Here is a 15,412-nt window from a genome sequence, read left to right as displayed (position 1 = left end):
AAAAACCGCCAAGCATAAACAGAAGTGCGAAGAAGATCGCAATACTGCGGCCCGGCCTTGTCGTTTTATTTTGTCTTATCTTCATCATGGACTCCCTCAAAATTGCACTTGATAGGCCTCTTAGAAAACTCTCTACATCGGAACGATCCGTAGAGATCGCATCGGTGACGCTCTGATAGCGAAGATGCAGTGCTTCATGGATGCACCACCTGCACGACGCCCTTCGCCGGATCAACTGGAATCGACGTATCGCTGGAACTCAATCGTTGTGCACGGTTGTCCCAATGCAACTCGGCCACATGGTGCTTTCCGCCCTCATAGGCATAGGTCGTGCCATCGTCGTCATAGAGGGTGAAGTGGCCATCTGCTCCGGCATAGACCTTGATGGCCGCGATGGTCTGCTTGTCCTGCGTGCTCTCCACCGCGGAACCCAGCGGAAGAATCGATCCCGCACGCACAAAAACAGGAATAGTGTCGATCGGCGCAGCCACCGTCACCCGCTGACCGCCCTGCAGACACTCATTGGTCCAGAAGTTGTACCAGGAAGTTCCCGCCGGCAGATACACGCTGCGCGTCGTCGCTCCCTGCTCTGTCACCGGAGCCACCAGCAGCGCGGGGCCAAACATGTATTCATCCCCCAGGTCAGCAACATTCGGATCGTTACCGAAGTCGAGGAACAGACCGCGCATGAAAGGCGCGCCGGTCAGATGTGACTGCCATCCCAGCGAATACAAATACGGCATCAGCTCGTAACGCAGCCGAAGGTATTTTTCGAGAATCGGTTCCGCCTGCTTGCCATAGCTCCATACCTCGTTATGCAGACGCGATCCATGCGCGCGCATGTTGGGCTGGAAGGTTCCGTACTCGAACCAGCGGGTGTACAGCTCCGGATAGTCATCGAACCCGCCAACGTTCTCGCGTGCATCGCTCGGGTCGAGCAGCGGTGGATGCTCCGGTTTATGCGACTGCGGAAGGTACTGCCATCCGCCGATATCGGTAGACCAATACGGCATGCCGCTAGCAACGAAGTTCAGGCCGGTCGGGATCTGGCGGCGCAGGACATCCCAGCTCGGGGAGATATCGCTCGACCAGAAGATGCCGCCGTTATGCTGCGCGCCAAGATAGCTGTCGCGAGAAAGGATCAGAGCTCGCCCCGGCATATCTTTGCGCATACCGTCGTAGAAGGCGGCAGTATGAAACAACGGATACACGTTGAAGAACTGCGTTCCCGGCCCGACATGGAAGTAGCTGCCGTTTGGCGGAAGGTCGGGTTCGGTTTCGTCTGCCCAGAAGGCGTCGAAGCCCTTGGTGACATAGTTCTCTCGCACAGTGTTCCAGTACCACTGCGCCGCCTCTGGATTCGTAGTGTCGATGTCCGATCCGGCGCGATCGTAGGGCAAGCCGTTCGTCGGGGTTCCGTCGGCCTGATGCATCAGCCATCCCTTCTGCATCAGCGTGTTGTAATAGCGGCTCTCGGGAACGAACCTTGGCCAGACGCTGATCATCGTCTGGAAGTGCATGCGGTGCAGTTCACGGTTCATCGCCACCGGATCCGGCCACTTCGCCGGATCCATATCCATCTGCCCCATCTTTGTGTAGTGGAACCAGTCGATGACCAGGTCGTCGATTGGCAGATGCCGCTCACGGTATCCCCTGGCTGCCTCCAACAACTCCTGCTGGCTGGTGTATCGCTGTTTCGACTGGATGTATCCGAATGCCGACTTCGGAGGCATGGGTGTATCGCCGGTCAACAGCCGATAGCCCTTGTATTGCGCGTCATAGTCGCCGGCGATGATGAAGAAGCTCACCCGCTGGCCAACTTCGCTCAGGAAGGTGTTCTGGTCATTGAAGCCAAAACTAGCGGTGGTGCGTGACGGGTTATCCCAGATCAGCCCATATCCTTTGTTCGTAACGACGAACGGGACACAGACGCTCTGCCCGCCGGGAGCGTTGTAGTCATGCGCACAACGAAGCACATGGCCTCGGCGGTCGAGGTAGCCCTCCTGGTTTTGCCCCATGCCGTAGTCGTGCTCGTCGGCAGCGGCGCTGAAGCTGGCGCTCACGGTAAAGAAGGGAGGATCGGAAGGTCTGCGATCCGCGCTGAGCCATGCCGTTCCGTCCTTGTAGTTCGGGACGGCCATGCCCCAGCCCCTCAGGTCGACCAGCGAGCGACCGTCCGCCGTGGCAATATGCAGCCCTACCCCTGGGGCCGATCCGTTGAAAAACTTCGCAATGTCTGCATGCGTTCCAGATTCCGGCCCTTTCTCAGCGGCAGGCATGACCTGAATATCCAGTGCCTGGGATTGGAAGTGGTCTCCGTCTACTCCCTGCCGTTGTGTCCACCCCTCTGTCTGCGGGCGAGCCAGAACGCCATAGCCCGCCTGAGCCACCGCATCTTGCTGCCTCAGACTCAAGCTGACGCGGACAATGTTCGCCGCGTAGGGCTCAACCACCACTGTGGCCTCATTGCGGTGCAGAACATACTGTGCTTCCGCGCTTCCGGCCAACGCGGCCAGCAACACGGCTGCTCCGGCTGCCCAGCGGCAGCCTCGTACAAGGTCTCGAACCGGACTCTGTCTGCGAACCAACACACACACTCTTTTCTTTTGGTCTCAAAAAAATAGGAAGATTCAGATGCCGAATCACTACACTTGCCTGCAGATACAGTCGACAAGGTGCAATACAGTACGCAGATTGAGGTAACCGGCCTAAGTCCTTTGAAATCAGCTTTGACAGTCGAAGAAAGGGGGAGGTAGCATACCTCTCTGTCCCATGAAATCTGTCCCCCAGGTTGCGGACCCGCACGCGAAAGACATTCCTCCCCTCGCCTCAGGTGAACGGGAGCAGATCTGGGCTGCGGTCCAAGAGATGCTGACAAGCTCTTCCTTCTCTTCTTCTTCGCAGAATCAGTCGCTGTTGCGATACGTGGTGGAACACAGCATCGCGGGAGACGAAGCTGTACTTCGGGAGCGTGTGATCGGGAAAGAGGTCTTCCATCGGCCGGCGGATTATGAGCCGGGCGAAGACCCGGTTGTCCGCATTCGAGTCGCGGATCTTCGCAAGCGACTGGCCATCTATTACCAGGCAAATCCGTCAGCCAGCCCCCGCATCTCCATCCCGGTCGGCGGCTACCGTGCGGCCTTTGAATTTCTCGCTCCTAAAGAGGAGGAAGCTGCGGTTGGCCCGGCTGCGGAGATCGTGCCTGCCAGGCAGGAACCCCAGCAGCAGGTTCCTGCGCCGATCGTCCATGTAAACCAGAGTTCCCCTTGGCGCAATCGACGTGTCATCCTCACGCTCGGCATTGTCTTCGCCGTCGTCCTTGCGCTACTCGGGATCCGGTTTTACAGCGCTCGTCCCCATGGCGCCGTGCAACAGTTCTGGTCGCCGCTGCTCACCGCAAACTCTCCCGTACTGCTCTCAGTGGGAAGCAACGCGGTCTACCGGCTCTCAGAGAGTTTTTCCGACAACTATGTTAAGGAGCACCATCTGGAGGCCTCCGGCATGGAGTTCTTCCCCACGCTCGATCCTCATCAGACCGTCGACTCCACCGGGCTGCATGCCGCGCCGGACAGCTTTGTCGCACTTGGCGATGTCGCCGCTGTTGCGGAGATCACGCGAACGTTAACCGGCTTGAACAAGCAGCAGCAGATTCGCTTCTCGAACGACATCTCCTTTGCCGAGGTGCGCAGCAATCCCACCGTCTCCATCGGCGGCTTCAATAACCAGATGACGCGGGAGTTCACGAAGAAGCTGCGTTTCACCCTCACCAGCCGCAACCGTATTGACGATCATCTTAACCCCGGTCAAAGCTGGCTGCTCGACGCATCCAACGACTCACACGACACCGAAGACTATGCGCTGATTACCCGTCTGCTCTCGGGCAACGCCACCGGCCCATTTCTCAGCCTTGCCGGCATGGGGCAATATGGCACTCTGGCCGCGACTGACTTCGTCTGTGATGAAGAGTCCATCAAAAAACTCGCGAGGCTTGCACCCAACTGGCAGCACCAGAACCTGCAGGTCGTACTCCGTATCAAGGTCGTGGACTACAAAGCGGTCTCGACAGAGATCGTCGCGGTTCATACCTGGTAGCACGCTATTTCGAATAGAGATAAGATTCCAGTCTACTGGGAAATATCGGCCGGGAGCGTCGCAGACGTCGAGATGGAAAGGCAGCTCACCAATCCGAAGGTGCCGATCATTCTGATCCTTGTTGCGGCCTTCGGATCTGTCTGTTTCAGCATTGGCGCCGGTTTCTTTCTTTATCGCAACACGCAGAATCTTGTTACTGCACGGACCTGGGTTGAACACACCCAGGAAGTCCTGCTCTCCATTCAGCAGACCTCACAACTGGTCGAACGCCTGGATGCGGAGATGGCCTTTTATGGCGCGACCCAGCATAATGACAGCCTGAAAGCTGCGCAGGCAGACAGCGTCCGCCTGCAAAACCTGGTGGTCAATCTGCGCGACCTTATCTCCGATAATCGCAAGGAGGACCAGAACGTCCAAGCCCTCGCCAAGGAAGCGGAGATCCTGCACATTGCGCTTAGCGGCCTGGATCTAGGCCGGGCGAGACAACTGGCCATGCGGTGCCAGCAGACGCTTTCGCTCATGACGGAGCAGGAGAATCAGCTCCTCCGCGAACGAATGCAGGCCTCCCGAGACCGGGCACAGATCTCCATTGCGAGTCAGGTTGGGGTCCTCCTTCTCTCGATCCTGGTCCTGGCAGCGCTGTTCAGCCTGATGGTTCGCGATGTTCTCATTCGCGCTCGTATCGCGAGGGAGTGGGCCGTTACAACCCAGCAGCTCGAAGAGACGAACCACGAACTGGAACGCACGATGGGATCACTGGAACGTCATTCCCACGATGCCACCGTGCTCGGAGCCTACCGTGATGAGTTGCAGCTCTGCGCTTCGATCATGCAGGTGTATCGTGCCGCCTCTGTCCGGCTTCCGCAACTGCTGCCTCAGACCAAAGGGGCGCTGTGCATCATCAACAACTCTCGTCACACGCTCGAAACGGTCGCCTCCTGGGGCGATCCCGCGCCATCACTCTCCGAAGTCTTTCCTCCGGACTCATGCTGTGGTTTGAGAGGCGGACGAATGCGCTGGAGAATTCCGGGAGAGTCAGAGATCGACTGCACCCACTTCATCGGGCTCTCGCCTGCGCGTTATGTATGCGTTCCACTCGTCGCCCAGGGAGACACGCTCGGCATTGTGTTTGTTGAATTCTCCGATGTCGCTTCGCTCAAAAGTGTTCAGGAACGCGAAGAGGTGCTTCATCAACTGGTACAGCTGACAGCCATGGCGCACGCCTCTCTGGAACTGAGAAGCAAGCTTGAAAATCAGTCGATCCGCGATGCCCTGACCGGCCTCTTCAATCGGTACTTCATGCAGGTCGCTCTCGATCGCGAACTCGCCCGGGCCACCCGGCGCAAGAGCACGCTCGCCGTCTTCATGATCGACGTCGACCACTTCAAGAGCTTCAACGACCGTTTCAGTCATGCCGCCGGCGACACCGTCCTTCGGGAGGTCGCCAACGTACTTCAGAAAACAATAAGGAGCGAAGACATCGCATGCCGCTACGGCGGCGAAGAGTTTACTGTCATTCTCCCGGAGACCACAGAGGAGTCGGCACTGGAGCGAGCTGACAACCTTCGCATGGCCGTCGAAGCGCTCCGGACCCTGGTCGATGAGGGACTCCATACAGAGATCACCATCTCCATCGGCATTGCCCTCTTCCCCGCACACGGCAACACTTCAGAGACACTCTTACGACAGGCCGATGCGGCTCTCTACCGGGCGAAGAATGAAGGTAGAAACCGTGCCTGCATCGTCACCGACGGGGCCACCTATACCGTTTAAGGCGGGCACGCCCTCAGCCAACGTAATCACAAATCAGGACCGTAAGGTCGTCATTCTGGTTAGGAGACCAGTGCCGGATCGACGCAATGATGTGGTCTGCCGCTTCAGCACAGGTTTGACCTGCGGTATCGCGGATCAATCCGCAAAGCCGGTCCTTGCCGAACTCTGTCTTCGCAGCATCTTCCGCTTCCAGAATCCCATCGGTGTACAGGACGAAACGGTCTCCCGGCTGAATCGGGACACTCACGGTCTGATACTTCGCGAACTCGAAAGCTGCCAGCATAAGCCCATTCTCTTCAATTTCGATCGTCGCACCCTGTCGAAGAAGAAGCATTGGAGGATGAGCCGCGGCAGCATATCGCAGTTCCCGTTCCGCCGCACTAAGGTAGACATATCCCGCTGTAACGAACTGGTTCTGAGTATTCCCGCAAAGAACATCATTCATACCGGTTAGAAGCTCCGCCGGAGTGCGTGCATTCTCATGTTGCGTCGTTATAGCGAGTTCAACCATGGATGCGATCAGCGCCGCGGGAACACCATGTCCCGACACGTCAGCAATCAGTAGGCCGGCCTCGTCGTCACTTGCAACCACGTACTCGTAGAAGTCACCGGCGACAGAGGTCATAGGAACGTACCGGGCGGCGACCTGAAATCTTTTGGAGATAGGAAAGGAAACGGGCAGCAATGAGAGTTGGATTCGCTGGGCGATCTCAAGCTCTTTCTGGATAATAGATAGCTGCTGTTCTTTTCCAAGGGCTCTGCGACCTGCAACGATACCGAGGCAGGCAAGTAATACTACAAAGCCGAAGGGCTCTATGTTGTCATGCCGTCCGAACAACTCGCTCACATTACCGTAGAGCGCGCAGCCGCTAAAGAGTAAAAGTCCGCGGCGAACGAGACGAATGTCGTCTTTCTCTGAGTCTGCACGGATGAGCGCGATAGAAACGAGCAGGAGTGCAATGGCAACAAACCCATTATTGATGTTCCAAAAGATCTGCTGAGAACCGAAGATCAAGCCTGCAAGAGCAAGCATTGAGGCAATTGGCCACACAATGTTGCATGCGATTCGTCCAGCCCGCCCAAGCAGATTCAATTCGCGGAAAAAGAAAAACGCGGGAATAGGAACCAGAAACCCGACCGCTGTATAAATTCTCCAAAAGACAGGAGGCCGCAGGTCCAGTTGCAATAGAAGCTGATATCTCATCCAGAGGCGGCCGCCATAAAGCAGGGCAAGCAGCGCAAACCATAGAAGTAAGGGATCAAACCGGCGGCGCAATAATGCGAATAAGCTCGATACCACCCCGACGCTGCTGATGGCCGCTCCCAGAAAGAGGTAGATCTGGGCGTGGTTGAAGATTCGCAATACTTCACTTCTCGCGAGTTGCGGATCGGGCTGAAACATGCGCGCCCATCATCTTATCTGATCCATAGAGCAATCACGGCGCCTTAACGCACTCAACCCCAACCCGGTCAGGTTGAGGTTGAGTGGTTTGCGATTGCTGAGACTCTGGTTCTGTTTACGCCAGGTCGAAACGATCGAGGTTCATCACCTTGTTCCAGACTCCGACGAAGTCCTGAACAAACTTCCCATGTGCATCTTCGCTGCCATAGACCTCAGACAGAGCCCGGAGCTGAGCGTTGGAACCGAAGATGAGGTCGGCGCGTGTTGCTGTCCACCGGACCTTTCCGGTCTTACGGTCGCGTCCTTCGAAGACGTCGTTGGCGTCTGAGGTCGACTTCCACACCGTTCCCATATCAAGCAGGTTGATGAAGAAGTCGTTGGTCAGCGCCTCCGGCCGCTCAGTGAAGACGCCGTACGCAGTCTGTCCGAAGTTAGCATTCAGAGCGCGCATGCCTCCGACCAGCACCGTCATCTCCGGCGCAGTCAGCGTCAGCAACTGTGCCTTATCCAGCAGAGCGACCTCGGCCGGAATGCCACTGCCATTGGTGTAGGAACGGAAGCCATCCGCAACTGGTTCCAGCACTGCGACAGACGCCACATCCGTCTGCTCCTGAGAAGCGTCCGCTCGTCCCGCTGCGAAAGGTACGGTGACGTTAATCCCCGCATTTCTTGCGGCCTGCTCAACACCTGCATTCCCAGCCAGCACGATGAGATCCGCAAGCGAGATCTTTTTGCCGCCGGCCTGTGAGCTATTGAACTCGCCCTGAATGCCTTCGAGCACCTTCAGGACCTTCGACAGTTGCTGCGGCTGATTCACTGCCCAGTCTTTCTGCGGAGCAAGACGAATTCGCGCACCGTTCGCACCGCCACGCTTATCGGAGCCACGGAAGGTAGATGCCGAAGCCCAGGCTGTGGAGACCAGTTCCGGGATCGACAGACCCGAAGCCAGCACCTTCTGCTTGAGAGCTGCGACATCCTGCTCATCCACCAGCACGTGATCCACCGCTGGGACGGGATCCTGCCAGATCAGCTCTTCCGCCGGAACCTCCGGACCGAGATAGCGCGCCCGTGGTCCCATGTCACGATGGGTCAGTTTGAACCAAGCACGTGCAAACGCATCAGCAAACGCAGCCGGATTCTCGTAAAAGTGGCGCGAGATCTTCTCGTAAACCGGATCTAAGCGCAGAGAAAGATCAGTGGTCAGCATCGCCGGTGCATGGCTCTTGGACGAGTCGTGGGCATCCGGCACTGTGCCGTTCCCCGCATCTCCCTTTGGCTTCCACTGGTTGGCGCCGCCGGGGCTCTTGGTCAGTTCCCACTCGAACTTGAAGAGGTGCTCAAAGAAATCATTGCTCCACTTCGTGGGTGTTTTGGTCCACGTCACTTCCAGGCCGCTGGTAATCGCGTCGCCGGCAATGCCAGTGGCGTAGGCGCTTGTCCAACCCAAACCCTGCTCTTCGATCGGAGCGCCTTCCGGCTCGCGCCCCTGATGGTGAGACGGAGCCGCGCCGTGGGTCTTTCCGAAGGTGTGACCGCCTGCGATCAAAGCGACCGTCTCTTCATCGTTCATCGCCATACGGCCGAAGGTCTCGCGGATGTCACGCGCAGCAGCGACTGGGTCGGGCTTGCCCTCTGGTCCTTCGGGGTTGACGTAGATCAAGCCCATGGTCGTTGCGCCGAAAGGGTTGGCGAGATCGCGTTCTCCGGAATAACGCTTGTCCGTGCCCAGCCAGGTCGTTTCCAGTCCCCAGTTGACGTCGAGATCCGGCTCCCATACATCCGCTCGTCCACCTGCGAAGCCGAAGGTCTTGAATCCCATGGACTCAAGAGCGACGTTACCTGCAAGAATCATCAGGTCAGCCCAGGAGATCTTCCTGCCATATTTCTGCTTGATCGGCCACAGCAGACGGCGAGCTCGATCAAGGTTGACGTTGTCAGGCCAGCTATTGAGGGGAGCGAAGCGCTGCTGGCCCCTGCCGCCGCCGCCACGACCGTCTCCGGTACGATAGGTGCCTGCGCTGTGCCATGCCATGCGAATGAACAACGGGCCGTAGTGACCGAAGTCGGCTGGCCACCAGTCCTGCGAGTCCGTCATCAGCGCAAGAAGATCTTTCTTAAGCGCAGGATAGTCCAGGCTTTTGAACTCCTCAGCATAGTTGAAATCCTCGCCCATGGGATCGGACAGAGACGAGTGCTGATGCAGCAGATTCAGGTTCAACTGGTTCGGCCACCACTCACGATTGGTTGTCCCGGGGCTGCTACCGTGATGAAAGGGGCACTTTGCTTCGGTTGCCATGGTCTCTTCTCCTTCTTGAATGCTCTTGTTCGCTCATCGCACCTGGCGCAATGGAAGACTTCTGCATCGGTTTGCAGAAGCTGTCACTCCTTATACGCCCGATCCGTTGTTGTTTTCTTCAGCCGCGTGTAAAACACGCGCACCATTCGCTCTTGTCGTTCTCGACCAGATGACTGTAGCACTCGGGGGACCGATAGCTCCAATACATATTTCCCATCCGGAGTATAGTTATCTCCTATGGAATTTCATCAGTTGCGCTACGTCTGCGCCATTGCTGAAACAGGCAGTTTCAGCCGCGCCGCAGAGCACTGTCAAGTCGCACAGCCATCGCTCTCACAGCAGGTGCTTAAGCTCGAGGACGATCTGGGGGCAAAGCTTTTTGACCGGCTGGGACGGAGTGTCCGCTTAACGGAGGCCGGCCGTGCGTTCGTGCCTCACGCCCGCTCTATCCTCAACCAGATGGAGGCGGCTCGAGCGACCGTGGCTGATAAATCTGCTGACATTCGCGGCAGCGTCGCTGTCGGTGTCATCCCGACGATCGCACCCTTCCTGATGCCGCGCCATACGGCTGCCTTTGCGAAAAGATACCCTGAAGCCAATCTGCGCATTGTGGAAGAGATGACACCCGTACTGGTGGAGAGCCTGCGGAATCTCTCGATCGATATCGCGGTTCTAGCCCTGCCGCTCCGTCATAAGGATCTGGAGCTCTTCCCCCTCCACACCGAACCGCTCTTCGCCGTGCTGCCGAAGGATCATCCTCGCGCAGGAGCGAAATCACTCTCTCTCAAGGAGCTACGTGGAGAGTCCTTTGTTATGTTGCGCGACGGCCATTGCTTCCGCGATCTGAGTATTGCCGCATGCACACATGCTCACGTCACACCACGTATCGCCTTCGAGAGCGGCCAGTTCAGCAGCCTTGTCGGAATGGTTGCTGCCGGCGTCGGGATCTCGCTCCTTCCGGAGATGGCCATTGACCGCAACCCCGGATGCCGCTACGTCCGCGTCAGTGACGCGCGCGCTACCCGCACTGTCGTTGCCGCCATTCTGCGCGGGCGTAGTTTTAACCGCATTCAGCAGGCATTTCTCGCAGGGATCCAAAAGTAAGGCGTGGCCTGCAAGCGACATTCGCAGGCCACGCCACAGCAACAGACCTTAGAACTGGAATACAAGACCTACGGATGGCACCATCATCTGGGAGAACTTATCCGGACGCGATATTCCTAAAGAGAAGTCCGGAGCCTTATATAGAAAGTTCTTTGCCTGGGCACGGATCGCAAGTTGACGGGTAATGGGGATATCGACTCCGCCTCCAAACATGATGGCGTTCGCCGTCTGCCTGGGAATGAATGTGGTGTCCCGTGGATCGAACAAGAGAACGCCGCCTCCTACCATCGCGTAAGATTTGAATCGCTTCGTGAGTGGATTGGGCAGATTGATAACGGCCGAACCAGTTGCGGCATGGACATTGGTCCTTAGCGACAACGACGTACTCGACGTCTCAAATTTCTGTGTGTTCCGGAAGAAGTCGTATTCCACCTCTGCTCCTAGAAACCTGCTGAAGTTAAAGCGGTAGCCAACCGTGCCACCGCCGGATGAGGTCGGTTTATAGGTCACTCCCTGTACGGTCACCTTCCGCGTGAATACGCCACTTCCCTGTACCGTGATCTGATGTCTTGCGATGGCCTGTCCTGCTTCCGTCGCCTGCGCCATGGCAAACACATTCGACATCAGTGCAAAGATCACGGCACATTTCACTCGGTTCATTTCGTATGGACTCCTGATTTGGATGAAGAATTTTGTCTTAAAAATTAAATACCTACTAGTAGGTATTTATATAGAGAAAAGAAGACTTCCGCAACCGCTCCTCTCTTCGAAAGGAAATGGTGCCGTCAGGGCGTGAATGCAAGAACGACCGTGGCAAAAAAGTTGCCGGTCAGAATGCAGCGAGCCCACATGCTGACCGGCGAAGGAGAATTACGTGCCATTTGCTACAAACGACAACTGCGCTGCACCGCGATCGAAGGAGGAGATCGCGGCGAAGAGAGAGGCTGGCCATCAACTGCATGACCGGCTTCCCTAATATCGACTCGTGGACAGCTGACTGCCAGACTGCCGATAGAACACCCGGTCTCAAACTTTTTATCGACCAAACAGACTCGAACATGACAGAAGAGTGAAGAGAACGGCAGTCAAACCTGGAAGCCAGGCTGCTGCTTGGCGTTGAGCCTGAAGCGAGATATCGCACAGTGTTCCCCTCACATGAAGCCGTCACATTACGTATGCGCTCCCAACGGAGCGGATACATGTTTTCAGGGGAAACGGCTCTTTTTCGAGCCAAATGCAGTTTTTTATTTACAACAAATACTTTCTAAGAGTAAAAAAGCGGCGTAGTTCAAGTCTTATTTGTTTGGACATCAAACTATGTCATACGTGTATCGCGCTCTATTCCTCCTGTTGTTTTTTGCGGCCCCCGTAGCACTGTTCGGCCAGGTCACCACAACTTCCGTCGTCGGCACGGTCACGGATCCCACCGGCGCCGCCATCCCAAATGCCACCGTGGTTGCCACGGATACTGACCGGGGTCAGTCGAAGTCTGCCCAGACAGGGAGCGATGGCGCTTACCGCATTGACTTCCTGTTGACCGGCAACTACACCGTCACCGTATCCATGCCGGGATTCAAGCGGTTTGTGCAGAAGGGCATCACACTCAATGCAGGAGCTCCGGCAAGCGTCGACATCGCCCTCTCGGCCGGTGAAGTGACGGAGTCGATTGAGGTCACAGCTTCGGCGCCGCTGGTCAACACCGTCAACGCCGAGGTCGGAACCACCGTAGACTCACGCCAGATGATTGAGCTGCCCCTGGTGAACCGCAACCCGTATCAGTTGCTTGATCTGACGCCAGGCGTGCAGACAAACTCCAACATCCAGTCGTTTGGTGCGCCCGCACAGATTACCCTGATCAACGGCGGCAGTGATAACGGTGCAGGTTCGGTCAACTACTATCTTGACGGCGCCCCGAATATGACAGGCCTGCGCAACTCGGGCAACATTCTTCCCAATCCTGACGCGCTGCAGGAGTTTCGCGTTCAGACCAGCAACTACGGCGCGCCGTACGGACGGTTTGCCTCCGGCATTATCAACGCACTGGTCAAGACCGGCACCAACACGGTCCACGGCACGGTCTTTGAGTTCATTCGCAACCAGAAGCTCAATGCGCGCGACTGGGGATCGAACGCCACACTGCCGAAGTCTCCTCTGCACCGCAACCAATTCGGAGCAACGCTTGGCGGTCCGATCGTACCCAACAAGACGTTCTTCTTTGGCTCCTATGCCGGCCTTCGCCAGACCAGCGGCACCTTCCTGCAGAACTCCATCATTCCCACAGTCGCAAATCAGGCCGGCAACCTGAGCGATCACTTCCCTGCGAGTCTTTCCGCAACCTCGACCTACTCGTGCGCGTCAGGTTCCGCCCCGGTCCTGTCCGCCGCCGACCTTGCAAGCGGCAAATATCTCGTCTGCAATCCATACAGCAGCTCCAGCGCGGCCAACCGAACCACATATCCAGGCAACATCATTCCCGCGGCCCATCTCGATCCGGTTGCGACGAGGTTCATGCAGAGCTATCTGCCGGCGCCGAATACCACGTTCTCCAGCTCGGTCGGCGCTTATCCTTCGTGGCAGGGTTATTACAACTCTCCCTACAACACCGATGATTTCCTGTTGAAGCTGAATCACACGCTGAGTGCAAACCAGCAGTTGTCGGGCACCTACTTCAACTCCAGCGGCTTTAATGCAGCGCGCGGCGGATCAAGCAATGTCCCGTACTCTTCGCAGAACATGTTCTGGCGGCAGCAGAACTTCGTTCTCGCGCACACCTGGACCATTACGCCTGCCATCGTCAACAATGCCTGGATCTCCTACACGCGCCTGCTCTCGAACCGCGTCAACACTCCGACGCTCTCGCTTGCCGACTTCGGCTCTGCCTTTACACCGCAAGGACCAAAGGCGCTACCCAATCTTTCCATTACCGGTTACTTCACTCTCGGGCAAACGAACTCCGGTCCCGGGTTCACGAACAACTATGCCGTCCGCGATCTTGTCACCTGGACGCTTGGCCGACACACGCTTCAATTCGGAGGAGAGGCCGTTCTCGACAAATCGCAGAAGGTCGCCAATCTGAATAACTGGGGAAGCTTCTCCTTCAATGGAGGTGTTACCCGCGTTGGCAGCCAGTCGACTGGGCTCGCCGGCCTTGGCGACTTCCTGCTCGGTCTGCCCAGTTCAGCGCAGCAGGATGCCCCTGCTTCCGTCTCCGCCGTTACGCTTACATCGTCCTTCTTCCTGCAGGATGATCTCCGCCTTAATCGGCAACTCACGGTCAATCTGGGGTTGCGTTATGACATTCAAACGCCGCCGGTCGATCCGGCGAATCGTGAATCCAGCTTTGTGCCTGGACAGCAATCTACGGTGCGTCCAAATGCACCCGTCGGCCTACTCTTCCCCGGCGACGCGGGCATCTCCCGCGGTATTACGCCTGTGCGGTACAGCCACTTCTCTCCTCGACTCGGTTTCGCATACGATCCATTTGCGAATGGCAAAACGGCCTTCCGTGGCGGCGCAGGACTCTTCTGGGGTTCACTCTCAGAGGAGAGCTGGATGGCCAGCGGCAATACGATTCCTTTCGCCATCCGCTACAGCTTCCCGGTCGTCTCCAGCACGACGGGCGCCAGTCTTTCGAATCCATATCGTGGCCAGCCCTCCGGCAATATCTTTCCGTACAGCGGCAACTTCTTTCCGGTAGCCGGTCCTATCCAGCCGACAAGCAAGTCTGCCGACTCTCCCTATACGGTGCAGATGAATCTATCTGTCCAGCAGCAGCTTACAAACTCGTGGGGCATCTCTCTTGCATATGTAGGAGCACTCAGCCGCAACCAGGTTTACGCTCCTGATCTCAACTATCCGGGCCTCAACACGAACTACGGTCTCGCTGCCGGCAGTTCGGGATGCACTACCGGCGCAACAGGCACACCAACGCTCACGGCAACAACCGGCAATGTTCAGTGCCGCCGCCCGTATCAGCCCTTCGGCACCATCCTGCGTACTGAATCCAATCAGTCATCGTCGTATCACTCGCTGCAGGCAACGGTGACGCAGCGCATGTCTCACCATCTCTCCGTCAGCGGCACGTATGTGTGGTCGAAGTCGCTCTCCAGCGTCGGACTTGAAAGCTCCGGTCCTGGAGGCACCGCGCAGAACTACACGCGTCTGCGCGACGAACGTGGCCGTACCGATAACGACTATCGCCAGATGTCGACGATCGGCATCGTCTGGCAGCCGGACTACTACACTGGACCGCAACGCTGGCTCAAAGCGATCACCAACGGATGGGAGATCTCGCCTCTCGCTCGTCTCCGCAGCGGCTCTCCCTTTACCGTGATGAATTCGCTCGATGCCAACCTTGACGGTCAGACCAACGACCGTGCCTCCGTGGTCGGCGATCCGAATGCGGTGCAACGCTCGCTCACCCAATGGTTCAATACATCAGCATTTGTTCAGAATGCTGTGCCAACGAATGGTGTTCCCGTCAATGGCAACACCTCTCGCAATTTCCTGACAGGTCCTGCGTATCACAATGTCGATCTGAATCTGGCTCGGACCTTCCCGATCTCGGAGCGTGTCAAGTTCCAGTTCCGGGCAGAGGCCTCCAATGCCTTGAACAACCCCAGCTACTCGAATCCCGGTGGCACCATCGGCACGGCAACCTTCGGCCGCATCACCGGAGCGGGTACCGTACGCCAACTGCAGTTTGGCGGCAAACTCAGCTTCTAGCCATGCTGCGGGCCGGGTGC

General features: G+C 57.3%; 8 protein-coding genes. 4 read left to right on the top strand and 4 right to left on the bottom strand.

The window, feature by feature from the left end; all coding sequences use genetic code 11:
• Positions 1 to 194: 194 nt before the first annotated feature.
• Positions 195 to 2,591, bottom strand: coding sequence for a TIM-barrel domain-containing protein (locus FTW19_RS11910; RefSeq protein ID WP_348641851.1), 2,397 nt, complete (start codon positions 2,589 to 2,591; stop codon positions 195 to 197).
• Positions 2,592 to 2,772: 181 nt separating this feature from the next.
• Here FTW19_RS11910 and FTW19_RS11905 point away from each other — a divergent pair, with 181 nt between their 5' ends.
• Positions 2,773 to 4,092, top strand: coding sequence for a hypothetical protein (locus FTW19_RS11905; protein ID WP_147647832.1), 1,320 nt, complete (start codon positions 2,773 to 2,775; stop codon positions 4,090 to 4,092).
• A 72-nt stretch (positions 4,093 to 4,164) separates the two neighbouring features.
• Positions 4,165 to 5,865: a diguanylate cyclase gene (locus FTW19_RS11900; protein ID WP_147647831.1), complete on the top strand. Its 1,701-nt coding sequence runs from the start codon at positions 4,165 to 4,167 to the stop codon at positions 5,863 to 5,865.
• A 13-nt stretch (positions 5,866 to 5,878) separates the two neighbouring features.
• Here FTW19_RS11900 and FTW19_RS11895 read toward each other — a convergent pair whose 3' ends face one another.
• A complete protein-coding gene (locus FTW19_RS11895; protein ID WP_147647830.1) occupies positions 5,879 to 7,267 on the bottom strand; it encodes a PP2C family protein-serine/threonine phosphatase in 1,389 nt (462 codons plus the stop codon).
• Between the two features lie 115 nt (positions 7,268 to 7,382).
• The gene (gene katG, locus FTW19_RS11890) at positions 7,383 to 9,563 is read right to left on the bottom strand and encodes a catalase/peroxidase HPI (RefSeq protein WP_147647829.1); all 2,181 of its coding nucleotides are present in this window, start codon (positions 9,561 to 9,563) and stop codon (positions 7,383 to 7,385) included.
• Positions 9,564 to 9,800: 237 nt separating this feature from the next.
• Between katG and FTW19_RS11885 the strand changes: the two genes are divergently transcribed.
• Positions 9,801 to 10,667 (top strand): LysR family transcriptional regulator, encoded by an 867-nt coding sequence (locus FTW19_RS11885; RefSeq protein ID WP_147647828.1) that lies wholly within the window; start codon positions 9,801 to 9,803, stop codon positions 10,665 to 10,667.
• Between the two features lie 48 nt (positions 10,668 to 10,715).
• Here FTW19_RS11885 and FTW19_RS11880 read toward each other — a convergent pair whose 3' ends face one another.
• A complete protein-coding gene (locus FTW19_RS11880; protein ID WP_147647827.1) occupies positions 10,716 to 11,327 on the bottom strand; it encodes an outer membrane beta-barrel protein in 612 nt (203 codons plus the stop codon).
• Positions 11,328 to 11,984: 657 nt separating this feature from the next.
• Between FTW19_RS11880 and FTW19_RS11875 the strand changes: the two genes are divergently transcribed.
• Positions 11,985 to 15,392, top strand: a complete 3,408-nt coding sequence (locus FTW19_RS11875; RefSeq protein ID WP_147647826.1) for a carboxypeptidase regulatory-like domain-containing protein — start codon at positions 11,985 to 11,987, stop codon at positions 15,390 to 15,392.
• Positions 15,393 to 15,412 lie beyond the last annotated feature (20 nt).

It is taken from the genome of Terriglobus albidus, assembly GCF_008000815.1.
Classification (GTDB): Bacteria; Acidobacteriota; Terriglobia; order Terriglobales; family Acidobacteriaceae; genus Terriglobus; species Terriglobus albidus_A.
This window is presented reverse-complemented; position numbering and strand designations above follow the sequence as displayed.

Excerpts from the sequence above, each read along its gene's own strand:
- FTW19_RS11885 (WP_147647828.1), top strand. The coding sequence starts at position 9,801 with ATGGAATTTCATCAGTTGCGCTACGTCTGCGCCATTGCTGAAACAGGC.
- FTW19_RS11875 (WP_147647826.1), top strand. The coding sequence starts at position 11,985 with ATGTCATACGTGTATCGCGCTCTATTCCTCCTGTTGTTTTTTGCGGCC.
- FTW19_RS11900 (WP_147647831.1), top strand. The coding sequence starts at position 4,165 with ATGGAAAGGCAGCTCACCAATCCGAAGGTGCCGATCATTCTGATCCTT.
- FTW19_RS11880 (WP_147647827.1), bottom strand. The coding sequence starts at position 11,327 with ATGAACCGAGTGAAATGTGCCGTGATCTTTGCACTGATGTCGAATGTG.
- katG (WP_147647829.1), bottom strand. The coding sequence starts at position 9,563 with ATGGCAACCGAAGCAAAGTGCCCCTTTCATCACGGTAGCAGCCCCGGG.
- FTW19_RS11905 (WP_147647832.1), top strand. The coding sequence starts at position 2,773 with ATGAAATCTGTCCCCCAGGTTGCGGACCCGCACGCGAAAGACATTCCT.
- FTW19_RS11895 (WP_147647830.1), bottom strand. The coding sequence starts at position 7,267 with ATGTTTCAGCCCGATCCGCAACTCGCGAGAAGTGAAGTATTGCGAATC.